Here is a 22,764-nt window from a genome sequence, read left to right on the forward strand (position 1 = left end):
AGTCGATCCGAGAAAGATGCTCAGCTTTTCTTGCGCGCCGCCTTTGCCTGCAACAACTCGTCTAGGATAACGCAGCCTGCACCGATCGTTATGAAAGAATCGGCCAGATTGAACACCGCAAAGGACCAGGTTTGTGTGTGGAAGAGAATGTAATCCACCACGTGCCCGTAGAGAAAACGGTCGAAGATGTTGCCGGCTGCACCGGCGATGATCAGCGCAAAGCCGATATGGGCAAAGGTGCGTTCTGCATCCGTCTTGCGCCAGAGCCAGATGACGAAGGCGACGATCAAGAGCCGCATGGTCACGATGGCCCAGCCTTCCATTCCCGACAGCATGGAGAAGGCGACGCCGAGATTATAGGTGCGGTAAAGCGCCAGAAACGGGATGACTGGCACCATCTCCTGCAAAGGCAGATATTTTTCCACCAGCACCTTGATGATCTGATCCGCCAGTACTGCCAGGAGAATGAAGGCGATGGCAGGAGCGGGTCTTGAAAAGAGAGCGGGCTTGGCCATTACTTTACCGTCGCAAGTTCGAGAAGATGTCGACGCGCTTCAAACAGCATGACTGCGCTTGCGATCGCCAGATTGAGAGAGTCGGCGCGGCCCTGTTGGGGAATCCGGGCAAGCTGGTCCGCCTGCGAGGCAAGCTCCGGCGGCAGGCCCGACTGCTCGTTGCCCATCAAAAGCACGACCGGCTTCTTCTTGTAATCGATCGTGCGGTAATCTACCGAGCCGGCAAGATGGGTCGCGACGACGCTGACGCCGGCGCTCTTTCTCCAGCCAAGGAACTCATCCACCGAGGCGCGTGCCACTGGCATGGCAAAGACCGAGCCCATGGTGGCCCGCACGGTTTCGAGCGAGAAGGGATCGGTGCAATCGCCCACGAGGATCACGCCAGAGGCACCGGCTGCATCCGCCGTGCGGATGATGGTGCCGAGATTTCCAGGGTCGCGCACCCGGTCGAGGGCGACGTAGGTCTCGCCTGCAGCAGGCCTGATGTCTCTAAGCGGTTTCCATTTCTGATCGAAGATGCCGACAACCATCTGCGGATTGTCGCGGCGGGTAATGGATGAGATCACCTTCTCGCTGACTTCCAGCACGAGACCGCCGGACGCCACCGTCTTCACCGCAGCCTGCTCGACCAGTGGCTTGCCCTTGGCGGCCTTGGCATAGACAAGCGTGCGGATCGTCCAGCCGAGTTCCAGCGCATCGATGACAAGCTTCAGCCCTTCGGCCATGAAGGTGCCGCTCTCTTCGCGGCCCTTCTTCTGGGTAAGGTTCTTGATGTCCTTGATGATGGGATTGGCAAGGCTGGTGACTTCCTTGACCTGCCCTACCCTGCGGGGGCCGTTTTCATGGCGATCGTTCATTTCGGCACCCAGCGGCTGAAGAGAGACGTTGAAAGCACGCGGCCCGGCGTCTTGCCGTCAAGCCCCGCTTCGCGGATCACGAGTTCGCCGGAGGCCACCTCGCCGCCGGCGCCGCGCATGGTTTCGCGCATCAACTCGTGCATGGAGTAGAAGCTGGCGCGGATAGAATAGGCGGTCAGCACGAAACCGAGTGCCTTGGGCGACAGAATTTCGCGGCAGACATCCAGCATCAGCGGCAGATGATCGTAGAGATCCCAGACCTCTCCATGGGTACCGCGGCCAAATTTCGGCGGATCGGTGAGGATGATATCGTAGCTATTGCCGCGGCGTTCCTCGCGCAGGATGAACTTCATGGCGTCTTCGCAGATCCAGCGGATAGGCGCATTTTCAAGACCGGCAAGCGCCTGGTTTTCGCGCGCCCAGCCGATCGCCTTTTTCGAGGCGTCGACATGGGTGACTTCCGCTCCAGCGGATGCCGCGACGAGAGAGGCCACACCGGTATAGCCGAACAGGTTCAGAACCTTAAGCGGGCGATCGGCCTTCTCGATGGTCTGCTTCAACCATTCCCAATGGACGATCTGCTCGGGAAAAACACCGACATGACGAAAAGCGGTAAAGCGGCCAAGGAAATCCACGTCGAGCAGAGAAAGCGGCCAGGTCTCCCCCAGCGCCTGCTTGGGAAAGCGCCAGCGACCGCTGCCTTCTTCATCGGTATCGCCGGTGAATATTGCGTCGGCATTGTCCCAAACGCGTTCCGCGAGACTCGGACGCCAGAGTGCCTGCGCCTCGGGGCGAACAATGCGATATTCGCCATATTGCTCAAGCTTCAGGCCATTGCCGCTGTCGATCAGGTGGAAGTCGCCGGCACCGAGAGACACGAGGATGACCGGCACCTGCTCAGTTGGAAGCGTGCCGGAGCGTTCCTTCAATGGGCGTGGCGGAACTGCTTCAGCAGCTGGAGCGGAGGCCTGCACCTTTTCCTTACGTGCGGCGCCCTCCTTGGCTGCGGCGGCAGCCGGACGAACATAATCGGGAGCGCGCGCGCGCGCCGTGTCTTTTTGGCGAGGCGGCTTGCCACCGCGCTTGCCCGAGCGATTGTCCTGTCCGGCGCGCGGCTTTGCGCCCTGGCGGTTGTCTTTCTTCTTCAACGACGATCTTTCCACGTCTCTTTGCTGAAGGCACGACGATCAGTCACGCCACTCGCATTTCTCAGTCTGCACAATGGGCAATATCGAGCCCGATGCGGTTGGAAAGCGCATATCACTAGAATGGAGGATTATCAAAGGGCGCTGCTCAATGATGCGCCGGCGCGACAGATCAAAGAACCGCGAGCAGCTATCTATTTCGCTGCGAGCTGCCGTGACACCGGCGCTGTCGCTTGCGAGTTGGCCGTCGCCTTCGTGGCCTCATCGTGCCACCTGATAGCTTCGCGTGCTTCGAGGCGAGCGCGCTTGCGGTGCTTGCCTTGCGAAATCCAAGTTGCGGCTGAGCCTAGGAAAATGCCGAACAATGTCGACAGGAAAATAAAAACAAAGAAAGGAGCAGTAAACGAGAGGACGCTGTCGTTCGGCTGGAATGGGTTGAGCGCAAGGGTCACATCCTGGCGATTTGCCACGCACAGGACGATCAGGATGATGGCCAGCGGCGCCAGGATCAACAGGTTGACGATCTTCTTCGACATTCAAGGTACTCCGTCTTTAGGGGGCCTTCAAGCAATCTGGATGAACGTCACGCCGGATTGAGAAGCGTCGAGCGGGAATGCGCTCAATCTTCGTCTTCGACGTCGCCCATGCCCGGATTGAGCCTTTCGCGCAGCTCCTTGCCGGTCTTGAAGAAGGGTACCCATTTTTCCTCGACAAAAACGGACTCACCCGTGCGCGGGTTCCGTCCAGAACGGGAGGGTCGGTTCTTCACCGAGAACGCCCCAAATCCGCGAAGTTCGACACGATTGCCGGCAGCAAGCGCATCGGTGATTTCATCAAGAACCGCGTTGACGATATTTTCGACATCACGGTGATACAGGTGCGGGTTACGCGCAGCAACGATCTGCACCAGTTCAGACTTAATCACGGTTGCCCCCTGAAAGGATTGGGTTTTTATCGGCCATCAACCTGCCAAACCGAAACCAGACCGTCAAGAAACAACTTGTCGGTGCCGAGCTGGCGTGGTGCTGCAATCGGTAGAAATTCATCCAGGCCCAGCATTTTTGCAAGACCCGCGACGCTGAAGATGGAAAAGGGCGAGCGCTTGGATGGTGCCGTCCATTCGACGATCGGCAAATCCTTGGCCAGCCCGCGACTTTCGAAATAGGACTTGATCTCGTTTTCGCCGCCGAGCGTATCGATCAGCTTGACTGCGACTGCCTGACGGCCTGTAAAGATAGACCCATCGGCAAGCTTCAAAACCTCGTCGCGCGGCAGCTTGCGCCGGTCGGCAACCAGATCGACGAACCAGTTGTAGCTGTCCATGACCATGTTGCGGATCATGACCTTCGATTCTTCCGGCGGCTCATGGAAGGGGGATGGCTCTGCCTTCATCGGCGAAGATTTGATTTCCTGCAGCGAGACCCCGAGCTTATCGAGCAGCGGCTTGACCTGCGGATACTGGAAGATGACGCCGATGGAGCCGGTGATCGAGGTGTCGCCTGCAACGATCGTGTCGCCGGCGGTCGCGATCATATAGCCGGCAGAAGCGGCCAGCGTGCGGACATCGGAAACCACCGGCTTCTTCTTCTCCGCTACAGCGCGGATCGCCTTGAAAATGCGCTCGCCGCCATAGGTGGTACCGCCCGGCGAAGAAATGGAAACGATCAGCCCCTTTGCGCTGGTGCTGTCAGCGATCTTCTGCAGCCGCTCGAGAAGTTCGGTGTCGTCCTGGATCAGACCGCTGATCTCGATCTTGGCGATATGCGGCCTTGCGCTCGATTCCGGCTCTGCGAGAGCGAAGCGATAAACAGCAAAGAGAGCCGCTACCAGCAGGAAAACTGCGGCGACCCTCCAGAATGTGAGCTTGCGGCGCAGCTGCCTGCGGTCTGCGATTGCCATCTGGTCCATCAAATCACCTTCGCTTTACGGCAGTTAAGCTTCAACTTCGCCTCGGGCATATGAACCTTGTGACGACCTCTTGCAAGCGCGAGAAGTTGCAACGGCTGGTTTTTATAAAAAACACCCGGCTCTTGCGCTCTTTCTGATAAAAACCATATTGGCAGCGCAAGGCCATCGTGCCAAACACGTAAGATGAATATGTAAAGGTCTGTGTGCGACTTTAAGCTGTACCTGTAGACCTCCGGATTTGACGAATGCTCGAAAGACTTAATCAACCGGCACCGGGATTTGCGGTGGCTGATAATCTGCCCGATGCGTATGCTCTGGCGAAGCGTCACTCCGCGCGCGTCAAAAAGCTCAAGATCGGGCTTCCGATTGCGGCAGCGGTTGTTTCGCTGGCTTTCATTGGCGTGTCGCTTGCCCGCACATGGCTCCCGGCGGAAGTGTCGTTGCAGAGTGCCTCGATCGAAGATGGCAAGATCGTCATGGAAAAACCGGCTCTTGCCGGGCGCAACAACAAGGGCTTCGATTACTCGATGAATGCTGAGCGCGCCCTGCAGGACGTGACGACGCCGAACCTGATGACGCTTGAGAAAGTTCTGGCAGCCGTGCCGATGAATGACATTGTGGCCCAGGTGGTAGCGCAGGAAGGCATCTTCGACCGCGCGACAAATAAGTTGAAAATGACGGCGCCCTTTGACATCAATCTGAGCAATGGCCTAAAAGCCAAATTTCAGTCTGCCAATGTCGACCTGAAAGCGGGAACGATGGAGAGCGACCAGCCGGTCGACATCACCACGAAGGAAGGCTCGATTGTTGCGGAAAGCCTACGCATAGCCGATAATGGCAGAACGATTGTATTTTCGGGGCAGGTACGAGCGCGTATTGCTGCATCCACCATTCAGAACGCAGGCAAGTGAGAGCCCGACCAGATGATGCAGATTTCCCGCAACGCCCCCTCTAAGAGAATCGCCGGAATTTCGGCTGCCATTCTTCTGGCATGTCTTTCCGCACCGGCTCTTGCTCAGAACACCACCAGCAAGATGGATGGCATGAAGCTTTCCAGCGACCAGCCGATTGCAATCGAAAGCGATCAGCTTGAAGTGCGCGACCAGGAGCACAAGGCCTACTTCACCGGTAATGTGAAGGTCGTTCAGGGAACGACCACTTTGCAGGCCGGCAAGATGACGGTTCTCTACAAGAACAAGGGTGACGGGCAAACAACATCGGTGACCGGCGGCGATGCCGATATCGACAAGATTTTCGTCGACAACTCCGTCTATCTGACATCCGGAACGCAGAAGGCAACGGCCGATCATGGCGAGTTCGACATGGCGTCGCAAACCTTCACGCTGTCCGGCAAGCAGGTCGTGCTGTCTCAGGACACCAATGTGTTTACCGGCTGCAAGCTGACGGTGCTGATGAATACCGGCGAAGCCAAGCTTGAGAGCTGCGGCGGCCCGGTCCGCATCATGCTCGATCCCAAGTCGCAGAAAAAGCAGTAAGCCGCTCATCGTGAAAATGCCTTTGATTTCAAAGCTTCTTGGCAGAGATTCCGCACGTCCGTCGACAGACGAGGCGAATGCGGGTGATAAATCTCGCTATGAAGGCACCCTGATCGCCCACGGCCTGACCAAGACCTACAACACCCGCCGCGTTGTCAACGGCGTGTCGCTGGTGGTGCGTCGCGGAGAGGCTGTCGGACTTCTTGGGCCGAACGGTGCTGGCAAGACCACATGCTTTTACATGATCACCGGCCTCGTTCCGGTGGATGAGGGCAAGATCGCCATCAACGGCAATGACGTGACCGGCATGCCCATGTATCGCCGCGCGCGTCTTGGAGTGGGCTATCTTCCGCAGGAAGCGTCGATCTTTCGTGGCCTGACTGTAGAAGACAATATTCTTGCCGTTCTGGAAGTGCATGAGAAGGACGAGAAGAAGAGAACCCGCAAGCTGGACGAGCTGCTTGAAGAGTTTCATATCTCGCAGTTGCGCAAGTCTCCAGCGGTTGCCCTTTCCGGCGGCGAGCGCCGCCGTCTTGAAATTGCACGCGCTCTCGCCACCGATCCGACCTTCATGCTGCTCGACGAGCCCTTTGCGGGGGTCGATCCTATCTCCGTCAGCGATATTCAGAATCTGGTGCGCCACTTGACGGCACGCGGTATCGGCGTTTTGATCACCGACCATAATGTCCGTGAGACTCTGGGCCTCATTGATCGTGCCTACATTATCCACGCGGGTGAAGTTCTGACCCACGGTCGGGCTGACGAGATTGTCAACAATGCCGATGTTCGTCGTCTCTATCTCGGGAACAACTTCAGCCTCTGAAGCATGGTCCGGGCAAAGGTGTGCAGCCGTTTTGCGGTAACGACATGTGGCGAGACGAGGGCCTAAGGCGTCAGGAGCGATACTGAAGGATCGCAACGGCTTGGGCCCGAATTCGCAGGTCTTCTTGTGCGGTTGATCTGACGAGAAGGTGGTAACGTCGCGGCTATCTTGTTGAAGATTCTTCCCCTCGACACCACTCTTGATCTTGACCAAACTCAAATAAAAAGCAATTTTTGGGCCAAGTTTGCCTTGTTTTGCAAGATAACAAAAAATTTCTTCAAAACAGGGCGTGTTTGGGAGTCGAGCGTCCGCCATGGCCTTGTCAGCCAGCCTGTTGCTGCGTCAAAATCAGTCACTTGTGATGACCCCGCAGCTGATGCAGTCGATCCAGCTGCTTCAGATGACGCATATCGAGCTGGTCAGCTTCATCGCCCAGGAAGTCGAAAAGAACCCTCTGCTTGAAATAGCAGCAAATGACAGCGAGCCTGGCGAAACATTCAGCAGCGACGACATTAGCGGTTCTCAAGGTGCGGAGAACATCCAGCCACCCCCCACGGCTGAGACGGCAGAATGGTATGGCGATGACGCCCCTGTTCTCAACGAGGCGCTGGACACCAGTTTCACCAATGTCTTTCCGGACGATGAGAGCGGTCGCAAGGCCGACGCACCGGAGCTTCTCGGCCAATGGAAATCCATGCCTGGGGCTGAAGCTGCCGACGATTACGATCTTGACGATTTCGTCGCGCACAGGCCGAGTTTGCGCGATCACATCGCCCAGCAAGTGCCTTTCTCGCTCAACGATCTCGCAGACAGCATGACAGCCGAGGCACTGCTCGATCATCTCGACGAGACAGGCTATATCTCTGCCGATGCGGTCAGTGATGTATCCGATCGGCTCGGGCGATCGGAAAAGGAGGTGGAGGCGGTTTTGCGCGTTCTGCAGAGCTTCGATCCGCCTGGCGTGTTCGCCCGCTCGCTTAGCGAATGCTTGTCGATCCAGCTGCAGCAGAAAGACAGGCTGGACCCGGCGATGCGTGCTTTCGTCGGCAATCTCGATCTTCTGGCCAAACGCGATTTCGCCACGCTCAAAAAGCTGTGTGGGGTGGATGAAGACGACCTTCTCGACATGCTGAATGAAATCCGCGGTCTCAATCCGCGTCCCGGTGCCGGCTTCGAGACGGGTTCGTGCGAGACCATCATACCCGATGTCATCGTCCATCCCTCGACCGATGGCAGCTGGCTGATAGACCTCAATCCGGACACGCTTCCGCGTGTCCTGGTCAATCACAGCTACTTCGCGCAGGTGTCCAAGCTAAAGCCGCGCGCGGGCGAAGACGGTGAATTTCTCTCCACTTGCATGCAGACGGCCAACTGGCTGACGCGCAGCCTGGACCAGCGCGCGAGAACGATCATGAAGGTGGCGAGCGAAATCGTGCGCCAGCAGGATGCGTTTCTGCTGCATGGTGTGGATCACTTGCGCCCCCTCAACCTGAAGCAGGTTGCCGATGCCATCAAGATGCATGAATCGACGGTGAGCCGCGTTACATCGCGCAAATATATGCTGACACCGCGCGGCGTGTTCGAACTCAAGTATTTCTTCAGCGTATCGATCGGCTCGTCGGAAGGTGGCGACAACCATTCGGCCGAGGCGGTGCGTCACCGCATCCGCACGATGATCGCGCAGGAAGCATCCAACTCCGTTCTTTCCGACGACGATATCGTCGATCAACTGAAGAAAAGCGGCATCGATCTGGCGCGACGGACTGTCGCAAAATATCGTGAAGCGATGAACATTCCCTCCTCTGTGCAGCGCCGCAGAGAGAAAAAGGCGATGGCCCGCACGGCATCGGCGTAAGGCGTTTTATTATAGTTTACAAATACTTAAGATTGCCAATTGACTTGCCATGCCGACAAGGCTAGAAGCTCGCCGCAGACAGGGCGGGGGTCTGAAGAGGGAGTTGCGTTCAACGGTTGGCGGCATTCGTCTGCAAAGGCACGAAAGAGGTCGCGAAACGCTTGGATGAGCGCTCAGCTTGACGTAAGCTGGTATACGCAAATCACTGAAAAAGGAAAAATTCCATGAGTGTGCGTGTATCTGGTAAACATATGGATGTGGGCGAGTCTTTCCGTCAAAAGATCGAGGACAATATAAGCCAAGCCGTTACCAAATACTTCGATGGGGGGTATTCCGGCCAAGTGACGGTCGCGAAGTCCGGCCAGCTTTTTGCTGCGGATTGCAAGATCCACCTCGATACTGGGGTCGTTCTGCACGCGGCAGGACAGGCCAACGATCCGCAAGCCAGCTTCGACGCGGCGGCAGAGCGCATTGAAAAGCGCCTGCGTCGTTACAAGCGCAGGCTCAAGGATCACCATAACGGCTCAGCCTCCAAGGGGATCGATGAGGAAGTCGCCTACCGCGTGATGGATGCAGTCCCGGATGAGGATGAGGAAATCGCGGAAGATTTCGCGCCAACGATCGTGGCCGAGACTTCCAAACAGATCAAAACCATGACGGTTGCAAGCGCAGTCATGGCTCTCGATATGACCGATGAGCCAGTTCTGCTGTTCCGCAGCCCGTCGAAGGAACTCAACATCGTCTACCGTCGCAACGATGGAAACATCGGCTGGGTCGATGTGGCGATGATAAAAAGCTGAAGTCTAAAGACCCGGGAGGCGTTCTTAAGCGCCCCCCGGTTCGTCTCGATGGCATGAAGGAAAAAGAAATGGCATTGGCAGATTTGCTGCACCAAGATGCGATTATTCCCGCGCTAAAGGTCAATTCCAAGAAGCAACTCCTTCAGGAACTGGCAGCAAAGGCATCCCGTATCACCGGGGTTTCCGAGCGGGACGTATTCGACGTCATCTTGCAGCGTGAGCGGCTCGGCTCCACCGGCGTCGGCCACGGCATTGCCATTCCCCACGGAAAGCTCAGCAGCATTTCTTCCATTACCGGCGTCTTCGCGCGTCTTGAAACGCCAGTCGATTTTGAAGCACTCGACGACCAGCCGGTCGATCTCGTGTTTCTTCTGCTTGCACCGGAAGGTGCCGGTGCTGACCACCTGAAGGCGCTGTCACGAATTGCCCGCGTTCTGCGCGACCCGGAGCTGGTAGCCAAATTGCGTGCGACGGAATCCGATACGGCGATCTATACCTTTCTTAACCAAGAGCAGGTGAACGCCGCCTGAACGCCGAAGCAGGCTTCACGGAAACCGCCGTTCTATTATTCAGACCATAAAGCAGAGGCCCGGGTATCGATGCGATACCCGGGCCTCTGCTTTATTCAACCCGTTGAAGGCGAAGAAAACGCTTAAGCGTCTTTCTCATTGAGACCGCTCGTGCCGGGCTCGGCACCTGCAGGCGCTTCCACCTTTGGGCCGCCCTTGGCGACGCCGACCATGGCCGGACGCAGAACGCGGTCACCAATGGTGAAGCCAGCCTGCACCACCTGAACGACGGTATTGTTCGGAACCGTCGTGTTCGGGATTTCGAACATGGCCTGATGGAAGTTCGGATCGAACTTCTGGCCTTCAGCATCGATCTTCTTAACGCCGTGACGCTCAAGCGCCGAGAGCATGGAGCGCTCGGTCATGTCGACGCCTTCGATCAGGCCCTTGATATTGGCTTCGGCACTTGCCTTCAGCTCTTGCGGAATGGTGTCCAGGGCGCGGCGAAGATTGTCCGAGACGGCCAGCATGTCGCGGGCAAAGCCGGCAACCGAATAGGCCTTGGCATCCTTCACGTCGCGTTCAGTGCGACGACGAAGATTGTCCATTTCAGCGGCGAGGCGCAGAAATTTGTCCCGGAGATCAGCATTCTCGGCTTTGAGCACATCCATCGGATCGGGTTCTGCCTGCTCCGGCACCGTATTTTCCGCCGTCGCCGCTTCCACTGCCTCGTCGGCAGCGCCCGCTTCAGGTCCGGTCTTATTGGTGTCATCAGTCATGACGTTCTCCAGATTACATGTGTATTGTAGCTTGCAATGAGATTGAGCCCGATATCGAGCTTTGCCATGCAAAAATCAAGGCTTACGGGAAAAAGGAGTGGCTTTTCAAGCAACCTTCGCAATTAGCGCCGTTTGGTCGAGAGCCGCGCCATGATCTGGGCGGTGTAATCCACCATCGGCACAATGCGGGAATAGTTGAGCCGCGTCGGACCAATAACGCCGACAGCACCGACAACCCGGTTCTCATCGTCCTTGTAGGGCGCGACGATCAATGAGGAACCCGAAAGCGAAAACAGCTTGTTCTCCGAGCCGATGAATATCCGCACACCAGAGCCGGTCTCCGCCAGATTGAGAATTTCGATCAGGTTCTCCTTGCGCTCCAGATCATCGAAGAGAAGACGAACGCGATCGATGTCCTCTTCGCCGGCAAGACCCTCGAGAAGATTGGAGCGTCCGCGCACGATGAGACGACCGAGCTTGCCTTCCTCATTATCGCCGGACCAGACGGCAAGCCCCCGCTCGACCAGATCCTGAGCCAGCGTGCTGAGCGCGCTCTGAAGCTCGTTCTTCTGCCGCGCTATCTGGCTTCTGAGTTCTGGCAGCGTCTGACCGGCGAGATGCGCATTGATGAAGTTGGCGGCTTCCGTGAGTTGCGAAGAGGTAATACCGGCCGGCAGTTCGATGATGCGGTTTTCGACCTGATTGTGATCACCGACCAGAATGGCAAGGCCTTTGGTGGGCTCAAGCCGAATGAACTCCACGTGTTTGAGCACGGCATCATTCTTGGCGGTCAATACCAGCCCTGCCCCGCGCGACATGCCGGATAGCATGCTGCTTGCGCCGTACAGCAAACCTTCGAGCGACTGTTCGCGACCAGAGATCGGGCCGATATGACGATCGATATTGGCGCGCTCGGCTTCGGGGAGTTCGCCCACCTGCATGAAGGCATCGACGAAGAAGCGCAGGCCGGTCTGGGTGGGCAGACGTCCGGCGCTCACATGCGGCGAATAGATAAGGCCAAGCTCTTCCAGATCGCTCATCACATTGCGCACGGAAGCGGGCGACAGCGACATGGGAAGCAGGCGCGACAGGCTGCGCGAGCCGAGCGGCTCGCCGGTTTCCAGATAGCCTTCCACAATGCGCCTGAAGATTTCGCGTGAACGATCGTCCAGAAGCGCACCCGGCTCTTTGCCAATGGGAGGAGTTATACCCATGCCGCCCGTTCTTCCCGAAGCTGTTAAGACTGTCTTGAATATAGTCACTCGGTCTTCCAAGTGAAAATGGAAATTCCGCTCCATGCTCTGGTCTTCCGCTTTTCCTTTGCAAAAGCGTCGTCCTGACCTTAGAAGGCGGGAAGTAGGGCATGTCGCGCAAAAGTGCGAAGCGGTTTTGCGAAAACGACATGCGCAAAAACGAGGACTTAAAGCCTATGGAGCGGATTTGAAAAATCGCGACAGGTTTTAAGAGACGGAGAGAAACGATATGCGGCCTTCAGGCAGAAAAACCGACCAGATGCGCAAGGTCTCCTTCGAGCGCAACTTCTCCAAGCATGCCGAAGGCTCCTGTCTCGTCAAGTTTGGCGATACGCATGTTCTGGTCACGGCAAGCCTCGAAGACAAGACACCGCCATGGCTGCGCAATAGCGGAAAGGGTTGGGTCACCGCCGAATATGGCATGCTTCCGCGCTCCACCAACGAACGCATGAAGCGCGAAGCCTCGTCCGGCAAGCAGGGCGGCAGAACGCAGGAAATCCAGCGTCTCATCGGCCGTTCGCTGCGTGCAGTCGTCGATCTGCAGGCGCTTGGCGAACGCCAGATCAGCGTCGACTGCGACGTCATTCAGGCCGATGGCGGCACGCGTACAGCCTCCATTACCGGTGCGTGGATTGCACTCCACGACTGCCTGAAGTGGATGGAAAGCCGCAACATGCTGAAGGTCGAAAAAGTACTGAAGGACCATATCGCCGCGATCTCTTGCGGCATATTCGCCAATCAGCCAGTGATCGACCTCGATTATCTGGAAGACTCCTCTGCCGAGACCGACGCCAATTTCGTCATCACCGGCTCCGGCGGCATCGTCGAAATTCAGGGTACCGCCGAGGGCAAGCCCTTTTCGGAAGACGAGTTCCTGACGCTGCTAGGCCTAGCCAAGACCGGCTGCGCCGAGCTTGTCGAGATGCAGAAACAGGCCATCGCCTGAACCGGGCGGAACGGGACACGGACCATGCGCAAGCTTGACACCAAAACCATCGTCGTTGCCAGCCATAACAAGGGCAAGATCGCCGAGATCGCTGAACTGATCGGACCGCTTGGCTTTTCGGCAAAATCAGCCGCTGAGTTGAATTTCGAGGAGCCGGCCGAAACCGGTACAACCTTCGAAGAAAATGCTGCGATCAAGGCTCTTGCTTCGGCCAAGGCATCCGGCATGCCGGCCTTGTCCGACGATTCCGGCTTGGTCGTCGACGCGCTGGATGGCGCACCCGGCGTTTATACTGCTGACTGGGCGGAGACGGGCAACGGCACACGCGATTTTGCCATGGCAATGCAAAAGGTGGAAGACGCACTGCAAGAGCGCGGCGCAACGACATCTCAGCAGCGCACGGGCCGCTTCGTCAGCGTGCTGTGCCTGGCCTGGCCTGACGGCCATACCGAGTTCTTCCGTGGCGAGGTAGAAGGCACCATCGTCTGGCCGCCGCGCGGCACGAGCGGTTTCGGCTACGACCCGATTTTCCAGCCGGAAAGATATACGACAAGCTTCGGTGAAATGTCGTCAGATGAGAAGCATGGCTGGCGCCAGGGTGATGCGACCGCACTGTCGCATCGCGCGCGCGCCTTCAAGACTTTCGTCGAAACCTGCCTGGAGGCATGAGCATTATCATGACCGGGAGCGGCTTTTCTTCTGCGCCCGGCGCACATCCGTCCGGATATGCGGACCTTCTGCCGGATACGGGCGAGCCTGGCTTCGGCATCTATGTCCACTGGCCCTTCTGTGCGGCCAAGTGTCCCTATTGCGATTTCAACAGCCATGTCCGCCACCAGCCGGTGGATCAAGAGCGCTTTGTCGCCGCCTTCCTTCGCGAGATGGAAACGATGCGGCGCTTAAGCGGCCCCAAGGTCGTCACCAGCATTTTCATGGGCGGCGGCACGCCATCGCTGATGGACCCGCAGACAGTTGGTGCCATCCTCGATGGCATCGCCCGCCATTGGCGGGTGCCGGACGGCATCGAGATTACCATGGAGGCCAATCCCTCCAGCGTGGAAGCCGAGCGGTTCCGCGGCTATCGGGCTGCTGGCATCAACCGTGTTTCCATGGGTGTGCAGGCGCTGAATGACCGGGACCTCAAGTTCCTAGGTCGGCTGCATGATGTTGCCGACGCACTGAAAGCCATTCGCTTGGCGCGCGAAATCTTCCCGCGCATGTCCTTCGATCTCATCTATGCCCGCCCCAATCAGACTGTCGAGGAGTGGGAAAAGGAGCTCGAAGAGGCCATCTCTTATGCGGTCGATCACCTGTCGCTCTACCAGCTGACGATCGAGGAAGGCACGGCCTTCTACGGACTCCACAAGGCGGGCAAGTTGATCGTTCCGGACGGCGAGCAATCGGCTGTCCTTTATGAGGCGACGCAAGAGATTACCGCTCGACATGGGCTTCCCGCCTATGAGGTCTCCAATCATGCCCGCCCGGGAGCGGAAAGCCGCCATAACCTCACCTACTGGCGTTACGGCGACTATGCGGGGATCGGCCCCGGCGCCCATGGACGTCTCACGAAGGGCGGTTCCAAGCTCGCAACCGCCACGGAGCGGCATCCAGAAACGTGGCTGCAAGCCGTCGAACGCGACGGCCATGGCATGGTGGATCAGGAGATGCTGGGGGTCGACGAACAGGCCGACGAGTTGCTTTTGATGGGACTGCGGCTTCGCGAAGGCGTCGATCTCGCCCGCTGGAGCGAATTCTCCGGCCGCGATCTCGATCCGGATCGTGAGGCCGTTTTACTGGAACACGGCTTTCTTGAGCGGCTTGGAAATTCCCGCGTTCGATGCACGCCGTCTGGCATGCTGATCCTGGATTCGGTGGTCGCCGATCTCGCATGAGGTCCGCTCTCCGGGCCCCCCTAGGAGCAACAACCGTAGAGAGCGGATCAACTGATCCTGAACGCGATGTAGATCAGCGTCACGGCAATCACCCAAAGTGCCAAACGGCCCCAGCGCGTGTGACGCGCTTCTGACTTGCCGATGGCTTCGGCCGTTCGCTCATCGAAGCGCAGGCCGTTTTCGCTCATATACATCAGGTCTGAATGCAGCTTTTCGGTCTTTGCGGCAATCTCGGGCGCCGCTTCCGCCAGCTTAATTGCGGCCTTCACGCCGTCCTTCAGATCGGTAACGATTCGCTTCGGCCCGAGATTGTCGCGGATCCAGCCGCTGACGACGGGGTCTGCCGCCTTCCACATGTTGAAGCGCGGGTTGAGGATGCGCGAGACGCCTTCGACGACAACCATGGTCTTTTGCAGCATGACCAGTTCGGGGCGCGTTTCCATGTCGAAAAGTTCGGTGACTTCGAAGAGCAGCGTCAGGAGCTTGCCCATGGAAATGGTTTCGGCCGGCTGTCCGTGGATCGGCTCGCCGATAGCGCGGATCGCCTGGGCGAAGCTTGCCATGTCATGATGAGCAGGCACATAGCCTGCCTCGAAATGCACTTCCGCCACGCGCATATAGTCGCGGGTGATGAAGCCATAGAGGATTTCAGCCAGGAAGCGGCGTTCCTTTTTGCCCAACCGTCCGGCAATTCCCATGTCCACCGCAACGATGATCCCCTTTGGATCGACGAAGAGGTTGCCGGGATGCATATCGGCGTGGAAGAAACCGTCGCGCAGCGTATGGCGCAGGAAAGACTGGATCAGCGTATCGGCGAGCGTATTCAGATCGTGGCCGGCTGCTTTAAGCGCTTCCGTGTCCGACATCTTGATGCCGTCGATCCACTCCATGGTGACGACGTCGCGGCCGGTGCGCTCCCAGTCCACTTGCGGCACGCGGAAACCGGGATCGCCTTGCGTGTTTTCCGCAAGCTCGGAGAGAGCGGCTGCCTCAAGGCGAAGATCCATCTCGATCTTGGTCGTCTGCTCCAACGTCTTGGTGACTTCGACGGGTCTCAGCCGCCGGGCGGAGCGAACGAAACGCTGCTGCAAATCGGCCACCAGATACATGGCTTCCAGATCGTCCTGGAAGCGCTGGCGCACGCCCGGGCGGATGACCTTGACCGCGACTTTCTTGCGGCCCGACGGCGTATCGATAACGGCCGGGTGAACCTGGGCAATAGAGGCTGCGGCAATCGGGTCGCCAAACTCCACGTAAAGCTCGGAAATCGGACGCCCGAGAGAGCCTTCGATATTGGCCTTGGCGGCAGCAGCCGGGAAGAAATCCATGCGGTCCTGCAGACCGGCGAGATCTTCGGCAAAGTCAGCGCCGACCACATCCGGACGCGTCGCCAGAAATTGGCCCATCTTCACATAGGACGGGCCAAGCCGGCTGACCGCCTTGGAAAGACGGTCGCTGCGCCCGCTTCTCAATGCCGTGTTGCGCGCGAGCGGCTTCAGCAGGCCTTTGACGAATTTAGCCGAAGCAGGCAGCCCTTCTGCGGGGAGCGCCAGAACCACACCCTCGCGGACGAGAACCCAGCCCACCTTGGCGAGACGAAAATAAGCGCCAAGCGTGCTCATGCGAATGCCCTGCTATGTCCTGGAAATGCCATCGATCAGAGCTTCCAGCCGGAATGCAGCGCGGCAATTCCGCCAGTGTAGTTGGTGTAGCTGACGCGTGAGAAGCCAGCGGTGCGGATCATCGCGGCAAAATCATCCTGCCGGGGGAATTTGCGGATCGACTCGACGAGATACTGGTATGGTTCTGCGTCGCCGGTGATCATTTTGCCGAATTGCGGAATAGCGTTGAAGGACCAGGCATCATAGACCTTGTCGAGGAGCGGCATCTCCACTTCTGAAAATTCCAGAACAAGAAGACGGCCACCGCGTTTGAGCACACGATACGCTTCCGAGAGCGCCACATCGATACGCGGCACATTGCGAATGCCAAATGCGATCGTATAGGCGTCAAAGCTGTTGGCCTCGAAAGGCAGTTCCTCGGCATTGGCTTCGACGAAGGTCAGATTTTCCGTCAGGCCTTTTTTCGCTGCCCGCTCTTCACCGACGCCCAGCATAGAGCCGTTAATATCGAGAACCGTGGCGTGTGCCAGACGGTTGGAAGCCTCCACGATACGAAAGGCGATATCGCCGGTGCCGCCTGCCACATCGAGAACCTTATAGGATGGGTCCTTGCGAGGCGACAAGGCGCCGATCATCGCGTCTTTCCAGACACGGTGAAGGCCCGCCGACATCACGTCATTCATGATGTCGTAGCGCTTGGCAACCTTGTGGAAGACATCATTGACCATGCCCTGCTTCTGGCCCTCATTGACCTGACGGAAGCCATAGGAGGTTTCCATACCGCCTTCGGCTGTCGTGCGGGCTTCGGTCATGATCAGTCTCCATTCTTCAATTGCGGCGAGAGCGCATTGCGCTCTCTAAGGCTCACTCAGACCACTCTAACTCTTTAAATCAACACATAGCGGAAACGGCTCTGCAGCGCTATCTGTTGCAACATAGATATGGCCTACGCCATGTATGTGTGCCGTCTATAGACCACAAGGTCGCCACGATAAACAGACGCTAAGAGAGTGCCATGCCCGAATTGCCAGAAGTGGAAACCGTTCGACGCGGCCTAGCACCCGTCATGGAGAGCGCGCGGATAGAACGACTCGTCCTCACCCGCCCGGATTTGCGTTTTCCGTTTCCGGAGGGATTTGCCGAACTCGTGGAAGGTTGCGAAATCCTGTCGCTCGGACGCCGGGCAAAATATCTGCTGATCGAACTCAATAACGGGCTCACCATCGTCTCGCATCTTGGCATGTCCGGTTCGTTTCGCATCGAAAGCGGAAACGAGGAAGCCGAAATGCGTGGCGAGGTTCCGGGCGAGTTTCACCATCCACGCTCAAAGGATGGCAAGCACGACCATGTGATTTTTCATCTGACGCGCGGCGCGGACAAGACCCGTATCATCTATAATGACCCGCGCCGCTTCGGCTTCATGCATCTGGTGCGCCGCGCCGATATCGACCTTTATCCCGCCTTTGCCGGCCTTGGGCCTGAGCCGACTGGAAATGAACTGAGCGCCGATTATCTCGCAGAGCGCTTTCAAGGAAAAACGCAGCCGCTGAAAGGCGCTCTTCTCGATCAGAAGGTCATTGCCGGTCTTGGCAATATCTATGTGTGCGAAGCGCTGTGGCGCTCACACCTTTCTCCACTTCGTGCAGCGTCCACGCTCGTCACCAAAAAGGGAAAGCCAAAACCCTTGCTGGAGGAGCTGACGCAGCACATTCGGAAGGTGATTGCAGATGCAATTGCCGCTGGCGGTTCGTCACTGCGCGATCATATTCAGACCGACGGTTCTCTTGGATACTTTCAGCACTCCTTTTCGGTTTATGATCGCGAAGGTCATGCTTGCCGCTTCCAGGGTTGCGGGGGTACGGTCGAAAGGGTCACCCAGAGCGGGCGCTCTACATTCTATTGTGCGGCCTGCCAGAAGTAACGGAGAGGACAAGGGCCATGGATTACGAGACCATCATCGTAGAGAAGCGCGATGCTGTCGGCATCGTGACGCTCAACCGTCCCAAGGCACTCAATGCGTTGAACTCCACACTCCTGAAAGAGCTGCGTCATATTCTCTCGGCTTTTTCTTCGGATGACTCCATCGGTGCTATCGTCATCACCGGATCGGAGAAGGCGTTCGCTGCAGGTGCTGACATCAAGGAGATGAGCACATTGAATTTCGTCGACGCTTATCTTGGCGACTTTCTGGGCGGATGGGACGATGTGGCGGCAAGCCGCAAGCCGGTGATTGCCGCCGTCTCAGGCTTTGCGCTGGGTGGTGGCTGCGAGCTTGCCATGATGTGCGATTTCATCATCGCCTCCGATACCGCGAAGTTCGGCCAGCCCGAAATCACGCTCGGCATCATTCCCGGCATGGGCGGCTCGCAAAGGCTGACCCGCGCCGTCGGCAAGGCGAAGGCCATGGACCTCGTGCTGACGGGACGCAAGATGGATGCTGCTGAAGCGGAGCGTGCCGGTCTCGTCTCGCGCATCGTGACATCCGAAAGACTGCTGGACGAGGCGGTCGAGGCGGCTGGTCTCATTGCGTCCCTATCGCGAGCCTCGGTGCTGATGGCCAAGGAGAGCGTCAACCGCTCCTTCGAGGTTTCGTTGTCCGAGGGTTTGCGGTTCGAGCGCCGCCTGTTCCAGTCGCTTTTTTCTACGGACGACCAGAAAGAGGGGATGGAGGCGTTCACTGAAAAGAGAAAGCCGCTGTTCCAGAACAAGTAGGCAGCGGCACCGCAAAGCCTCTGCCAGCCGGAAGTCTGAATCTCGGTGTTTTTGCGCAAAACGCGTTGACGGGCAGCGGCTTTAGGGTTATATGCCCGCCCACGGTTAGGGAAAGTCATCCGGCTTGTCCCAGTTACTCCCGCAATTTTGGAACATGAGGTCTTCGAACGACCCTATCCTGTGGTTGCGGATTTTGGTTTGAATTCGAAGAGAGGCATACATGGCCAATACAACTTCGGCGAAAAAGGCGACTCGCAAGATCGCTCGCCGTACCGCAGTCAACAAGGCTCGCCGTTCGCGCGTCCGCGGTTTCATTCGCAAGGTCGAAGAGGCCCTGGCAACTGGCGATCTCGCTGTTGCGACCGAAGCCCTCAAGGCTGCACAGCCTGAGATCCAGCGCGCCGCTACGAAGGGCGTCATGCATTTCAACACCGCATCGCGCAAGGTTTCTCGTCTCGCGCAGCGCGTGAAGGCTCTTTCGGCCTAATCCGGCTAAGACAATATTGTGATTAAAAAAGCCTGGCCATTTGGCCGGGCTTTTTCCGATTCTAACCGCCTGTTAACACTTTCACAGACAGCATGACATTTACGCGTCAAATGCGTGACGTAAATAATCATTTAATTTCAGTTACTTACGGAAGGTCTTTCAATGAGGCCTTGTCCTTCCGTGGCGGAAGGCGGCCACAATCTTGAGTCAAGAATTTTTTTATTTTTCTGCCAAAATCGGCCTCGAAAATAGCGTGAAAATGAATCTCATTGATTCATAAGCGATTCTCCAGACAGGGCCGTCGTCGATGCAAAACGGCTCCAACGAGTCAATGGCAGATCGGCTGAACCACAGAAAAAACGCCATTGATCTCGGTATGCGATCCTGCCTAAATGCATCTCGACAAGGGGCGCGGATATCTATCCACAAGCTATCTCGAAACAAAGTTCGAAGGCGTCAGCTCCTTGCGGACGGGTTCTGTTCGGACCCGTGTTTTCAAGCCACTGAGTGTGTTCGGCTGCAACCTGGCAGGTTGTGGAAACATGCACGCATGTCTTGAAGACGAGTGTCCGAGTTGTGTGTGAGAGTATGCGTTAAGAGTAGCATGCCTCTTCATGATGGAGAGGTTAGTGGGATAGCCGGCTCGCGGTTGAAGCCTTGCGCTTCAGGATGGTTTTCGAGGGGCCATCTTTACGGGGACAGTAAGAGGGGCATCTCTGGCGGGGCTTTGAGCTCTGTCAGGCTATGATTGGCAATTTGAAAGGCGGCAGTAATGCAATTGAATTTGGCAATGGGTGCGGTGGCAAACGGGGACCGCACACAGAACGCTTGTGATGCAGTTTGCAATGATGCGGCGGGGAATACATTGGATATGAAGAACGACGCGCTGTTCGAGCGCTTTAGCGCGCGACTGAAGGCGCAAGTCGGCCCTGAAGTCTATGCAAGCTGGTTCGCGCGGCTGAAGCTGCACTCGATGTCGAAGAGCGTCGTGCGCTTTACCGTTCCAACGACGTTTTTGAAATCCTGGATCAACAACCGCTATATCGATCTGATGACGACGCTGGTGCAGGCCGAGGACCCCAATGTCCTGAAGGTCGAGATTCTGGTGCGTTCGGCCAGCCGTCCGGTCCGCGCTGTCGCGACCGATGACAGAGCTCAGCCAGTCCAGGATGTGGCACCGTCCGCACAGCGCGCCAAGCCCTTCATTCCGCCGCAGATGACCAGCGCTGCAAGCCAGCCGGGTTCGTCCGCACCGACCATGGCACCGCGCGCGTCGGGGTCGGGTCCGCTATTCGGCTCGCCGCTCGATACCCGCTTCACCTTCGACACTTTCGTGGAAGGCTCGTCGAACCGCGTGGCGCTGGCGGCCGCAAAGACGATCGCAGAAGCCGGCGCCGGTGCCGTGCGTTTCAATCCGCTCTTTATCCATGCCGGTGTCGGCCTTGGGAAGACACATCTTCTGCAAGCGATTGCCAATGCCGCGGTCGATAGCCCGCGCAATCCACGCGTCGTCTATCTGACAGCAGAATATTTCATGTGGCGCTTTGCCACCGCCATCCGCGACAATGACGCGCTGACGCTTAAAGACACGTTGCGCAATATCGACCTTCTGATCATCGACGACATGCAGTTCCTGCAGGGCAAGATGATCCAGCACGAATTCTGTCATCTGCTGAACATGCTGCTCGACAGTGCCAAGCAGGTCGTGGTTGCGGCAGACCGCGCGCCTTGGGAGTTGGAATCGCTCGATCCACGCGTCCGTTCGCGTCTACAGGGCGGCATGGCAATCGAGATCGAAGGTCCCGATTATGACATGCGCTACGAGATGCTGAAGCAGCGTATTGCAGTTGCACGTCAGGAAGACCCGAGCTTCGACATCGGCGAGGACATCGTCTCGCATGTGGCGCGCAGCGTCACCGCCAGCGGCCGTGAACTGGAAGGCGCCTTCAACCAGCTGATCTTCCGTCGCTCCTTCGAGCCCAACCTGTCGGTCGAGCGCGTGGACGAACTGCTTGCCCATCTGGTTGGCGCTGGTGAAGCCAAGCGCGTACGCATCGAAGACATTCAGCGGATCGTCGCGCGCCACTACAATGTCTCGCGCCAGGAACTGGTTTCCAATCGCCGGACACGCGTCATCGTCAAGCCGCGCCAGGTGGCCATGTATCTTGCCAAGATGCTGACCCCACGCTCCTTCCCCGAAATCGGTCGCCGTTTCGGCGGGCGCGATCACACGACGGTGCTGCACGCAGTGCGTAAGATCGAGGAGTTGATCTCGGGCGATAGCAAGCTTGGCCATGAAGTCGAGCTTCTGAAGCGACTGATCAACGAAAACAACGCCTAATGAAAATGGCGCGGCAGGAATTCCTGACCGCGCCTTTTCAATGCATGCATCGAATACCAAGTTTTGAAGCCGCTGTGGCAAGGCCTCACAAGCATCACGGCACCGGAATGAAGAAGCCCGCCAGTCGTTTCCGACGGCGGGCTTTTCAATGCGCAGCGAAAAGCTGAAACGCTTACTTCGTTCCGTACATGCGGTCGCCCGCGTCGCCGAGACCTGGCACGATATAGCCCTTCTCGTTGAGCTTGCGATCGATCGCAGCTGTATAGATCGGCACATCCGGATGAGCTTCGCGAAAGTTCTTGATGCCTTCCGGTGCGGCCAGCAGGCAGAGGAAGCGCATGTTCTTTGCGCCACGCTCCTTCAGCTTTTCAACCGCCGCGATCGATGAATTGCCGGTGGCAAGCATTGGATCGACGACGATGATCAAGCGCGCGTCCAGGCTTTCCGGGGCCTTGAAGTAATATTCGACAGCCTCCAGCGTATCGTGATCGCGATAAACACCGATATGAGACACGCGCGCCGACGGCACCAGTTCCAGCATCCCTTCAAGAAGGCCATTGCCTGCGCGAAGGATCGAGGCAAATACCAGCTTCTTGCCTTCCAGAACCGGAGCCTCGATGGTTTCCATGGGCGTCTCGATGGTCTCCATCGTGAGGTCCAGGTCGCGCGTCACTTCATAGCACAGCAGCGTGGAAATTTCGCGCAGCAACCGCCTGAAGCCGGCCGTGGAAGTCTCCTTCTTGCGCATGAAGGTGAGTTTGTGCTGCACAAGCGGGTGATTGATGACTGTTACGCCGTCCATGGAAGCTGGCCTTTCCTTTTGC

Annotated in this window: 24 protein-coding genes; 13 read left to right on the forward strand and 11 right to left on the reverse strand. The window is 57.6% G+C overall.

Annotated elements, in window-relative coordinates; all coding sequences use genetic code 11:
• Window positions 1–20 precede the first annotated feature (20 nt).
• The 6 genes from lspA to sppA form a co-directional block, all read right to left on the reverse strand.
• The gene (gene lspA / locus WKI41_RS13020) at window positions 21–515 is read right to left on the reverse strand and encodes a signal peptidase II (RefSeq protein ID WP_340193930.1); all 495 of its coding nucleotides are present in this window, start codon (window positions 513–515) and stop codon (window positions 21–23) included.
• Window positions 515–1,372: a TrmH family RNA methyltransferase gene (locus tag WKI41_RS13025; RefSeq protein WP_340193931.1), complete on the reverse strand. Its 858-nt coding sequence runs from the start codon at window positions 1,370–1,372 to the stop codon at window positions 515–517. The genes lspA and WKI41_RS13025 overlap by 1 nt, the downstream gene beginning before the upstream one ends.
• Complete coding sequence (locus WKI41_RS13030; protein WP_340193932.1) at window positions 1,369–2,520, reverse strand: class I SAM-dependent methyltransferase; 1,152 nt, start codon at window positions 2,518–2,520, stop codon at window positions 1,369–1,371. Before WKI41_RS13030 ends, WKI41_RS13025 begins: the two co-directional genes overlap by 4 nt.
• A 191-nt stretch (window positions 2,521–2,711) precedes the next feature.
• Window positions 2,712–3,053: a DUF1049 domain-containing protein gene (locus WKI41_RS13035; RefSeq protein ID WP_340193933.1), complete on the reverse strand. Its 342-nt coding sequence runs from the start codon at window positions 3,051–3,053 to the stop codon at window positions 2,712–2,714.
• An 83-nt stretch (window positions 3,054–3,136) separates the two neighbouring features.
• Window positions 3,137–3,442 carry an integration host factor subunit beta gene (locus WKI41_RS13040; protein ID WP_062427118.1) on the reverse strand — a complete coding sequence of 102 codons (306 nt, stop codon included), beginning with the start codon at window positions 3,440–3,442 and terminating at the stop codon, window positions 3,137–3,139.
• 26 nt (window positions 3,443–3,468) lie between these two features.
• On the reverse strand, window positions 3,469–4,425 hold the full coding sequence (gene sppA, locus WKI41_RS13045; protein ID WP_340193934.1) for a signal peptide peptidase SppA: 957 nt from the start codon (window positions 4,423–4,425) through the stop codon (window positions 3,469–3,471).
• Window positions 4,426–4,670: 245 nt separating this feature from the next.
• Here sppA and lptC point away from each other — a divergent pair, with 245 nt between their 5' ends.
• From lptC to ptsN, 6 genes are all read left to right on the forward strand, one after another.
• Window positions 4,671–5,336, forward strand: coding sequence for an LPS export ABC transporter periplasmic protein LptC (gene lptC / locus WKI41_RS13050; protein ID WP_340193935.1), 666 nt, complete (start codon window positions 4,671–4,673; stop codon window positions 5,334–5,336).
• A gap of 12 nt (window positions 5,337–5,348) precedes the next feature.
• Window positions 5,349–5,921 carry an LptA/OstA family protein gene (locus WKI41_RS13055; RefSeq protein WP_340193936.1) on the forward strand — a complete coding sequence of 191 codons (573 nt, stop codon included), beginning with the start codon at window positions 5,349–5,351 and terminating at the stop codon, window positions 5,919–5,921.
• Window positions 5,922–5,937: 16 nt separating this feature from the next.
• Window positions 5,938–6,744 carry an LPS export ABC transporter ATP-binding protein gene (lptB, locus tag WKI41_RS13060; RefSeq protein WP_425341039.1) on the forward strand — a complete coding sequence of 269 codons (807 nt, stop codon included), beginning with the start codon at window positions 5,938–5,940 and terminating at the stop codon, window positions 6,742–6,744.
• Window positions 6,745–7,057: 313 nt separating this feature from the next.
• On the forward strand, window positions 7,058–8,599 hold the full coding sequence (gene rpoN, locus WKI41_RS13065) for an RNA polymerase factor sigma-54 (RefSeq protein WP_340193938.1): 1,542 nt from the start codon (window positions 7,058–7,060) through the stop codon (window positions 8,597–8,599).
• A gap of 224 nt (window positions 8,600–8,823) precedes the next feature.
• Window positions 8,824–9,399: a ribosome hibernation-promoting factor, HPF/YfiA family gene (hpf, locus tag WKI41_RS13070; RefSeq protein WP_340193939.1), complete on the forward strand. Its 576-nt coding sequence runs from the start codon at window positions 8,824–8,826 to the stop codon at window positions 9,397–9,399.
• A 68-nt stretch (window positions 9,400–9,467) separates the two neighbouring features.
• Window positions 9,468–9,929, forward strand: coding sequence for a PTS IIA-like nitrogen regulatory protein PtsN (gene ptsN / locus WKI41_RS13075; RefSeq protein ID WP_340193940.1), 462 nt, complete (start codon window positions 9,468–9,470; stop codon window positions 9,927–9,929).
• 122 nt (window positions 9,930–10,051) lie between these two features.
• Here ptsN and grpE read toward each other — a convergent pair whose 3' ends face one another.
• Complete coding sequence (gene grpE, locus WKI41_RS13080; protein ID WP_340193941.1) at window positions 10,052–10,687, reverse strand: nucleotide exchange factor GrpE; 636 nt, start codon at window positions 10,685–10,687, stop codon at window positions 10,052–10,054.
• Between the two features lie 122 nt (window positions 10,688–10,809).
• The gene (gene hrcA, locus WKI41_RS13085; RefSeq protein WP_340193942.1) at window positions 10,810–11,901 is read right to left on the reverse strand and encodes a heat-inducible transcriptional repressor HrcA; all 1,092 of its coding nucleotides are present in this window, start codon (window positions 11,899–11,901) and stop codon (window positions 10,810–10,812) included.
• Window positions 11,902–12,169: 268 nt separating this feature from the next.
• Here hrcA and rph point away from each other — a divergent pair, with 268 nt between their 5' ends.
• From rph to hemW, 3 genes are read left to right on the forward strand one after another with little or no spacing between them, the layout of a single operon-like run.
• Window positions 12,170–12,886 (forward strand): ribonuclease PH, encoded by a 717-nt coding sequence (gene rph, locus WKI41_RS13090; protein WP_340193943.1) that lies wholly within the window; start codon window positions 12,170–12,172, stop codon window positions 12,884–12,886.
• Between the two features lie 24 nt (window positions 12,887–12,910).
• Window positions 12,911–13,555 carry an RdgB/HAM1 family non-canonical purine NTP pyrophosphatase gene (rdgB, locus tag WKI41_RS13095; protein WP_340193944.1) on the forward strand — a complete coding sequence of 215 codons (645 nt, stop codon included), beginning with the start codon at window positions 12,911–12,913 and terminating at the stop codon, window positions 13,553–13,555.
• Between the two features lie 8 nt (window positions 13,556–13,563).
• Window positions 13,564–14,778, forward strand: a complete 1,215-nt coding sequence (gene hemW, locus WKI41_RS13100) for a radical SAM family heme chaperone HemW (protein WP_340193945.1) — start codon at window positions 13,564–13,566, stop codon at window positions 14,776–14,778.
• A gap of 47 nt (window positions 14,779–14,825) precedes the next feature.
• Here the strand turns inward: hemW and ubiB are convergent, their stop codons facing one another.
• Both ubiB and ubiE read right to left on the reverse strand, forming a co-directional pair.
• Window positions 14,826–16,400 carry a 2-polyprenylphenol 6-hydroxylase gene (gene ubiB / locus WKI41_RS13105; RefSeq protein WP_340193946.1) on the reverse strand — a complete coding sequence of 525 codons (1,575 nt, stop codon included), beginning with the start codon at window positions 16,398–16,400 and terminating at the stop codon, window positions 14,826–14,828.
• 35 nt (window positions 16,401–16,435) lie between these two features.
• Window positions 16,436–17,212: a bifunctional demethylmenaquinone methyltransferase/2-methoxy-6-polyprenyl-1,4-benzoquinol methylase UbiE gene (gene ubiE, locus WKI41_RS13110; RefSeq protein WP_340193947.1), complete on the reverse strand. Its 777-nt coding sequence runs from the start codon at window positions 17,210–17,212 to the stop codon at window positions 16,436–16,438.
• Window positions 17,213–17,415: 203 nt separating this feature from the next.
• Between ubiE and mutM the strand changes: the two genes are divergently transcribed.
• The 4 genes from mutM (at window position 17,416) to dnaA (ending at window position 21,940) form a co-directional block, all read left to right on the forward strand.
• Window positions 17,416–18,321, forward strand: coding sequence for a bifunctional DNA-formamidopyrimidine glycosylase/DNA-(apurinic or apyrimidinic site) lyase (gene mutM, locus WKI41_RS13115; protein ID WP_340193948.1), 906 nt, complete (start codon window positions 17,416–17,418; stop codon window positions 18,319–18,321).
• Between the two features lie 17 nt (window positions 18,322–18,338).
• Window positions 18,339–19,112 carry an enoyl-CoA hydratase gene (locus tag WKI41_RS13120; RefSeq protein WP_340193949.1) on the forward strand — a complete coding sequence of 258 codons (774 nt, stop codon included), beginning with the start codon at window positions 18,339–18,341 and terminating at the stop codon, window positions 19,110–19,112.
• A gap of 220 nt (window positions 19,113–19,332) precedes the next feature.
• Entirely contained in the window at window positions 19,333–19,599 is a 267-nt protein-coding gene (gene rpsT, locus WKI41_RS13125; RefSeq protein ID WP_062427133.1) for a 30S ribosomal protein S20, read from the forward strand.
• Window positions 19,600–20,470: 871 nt separating this feature from the next.
• A complete protein-coding gene (gene dnaA, locus WKI41_RS13130) occupies window positions 20,471–21,940 on the forward strand; it encodes a chromosomal replication initiator protein DnaA (RefSeq protein WP_425341040.1) in 1,470 nt (489 codons plus the stop codon).
• 172 nt (window positions 21,941–22,112) lie between these two features.
• Here the strand turns inward: dnaA and upp are convergent, their stop codons facing one another.
• Window positions 22,113–22,742: a uracil phosphoribosyltransferase gene (gene upp, locus WKI41_RS13135; RefSeq protein ID WP_340193951.1), complete on the reverse strand. Its 630-nt coding sequence runs from the start codon at window positions 22,740–22,742 to the stop codon at window positions 22,113–22,115.
• Window positions 22,743–22,764: the final 22 nt, after the last annotated feature.

It is taken from the genome of Agrobacterium larrymoorei (assembly GCF_037722385.1).
Classification (GTDB): Bacteria; Pseudomonadota; Alphaproteobacteria; order Rhizobiales; family Rhizobiaceae; genus Agrobacterium; species Agrobacterium larrymoorei_C.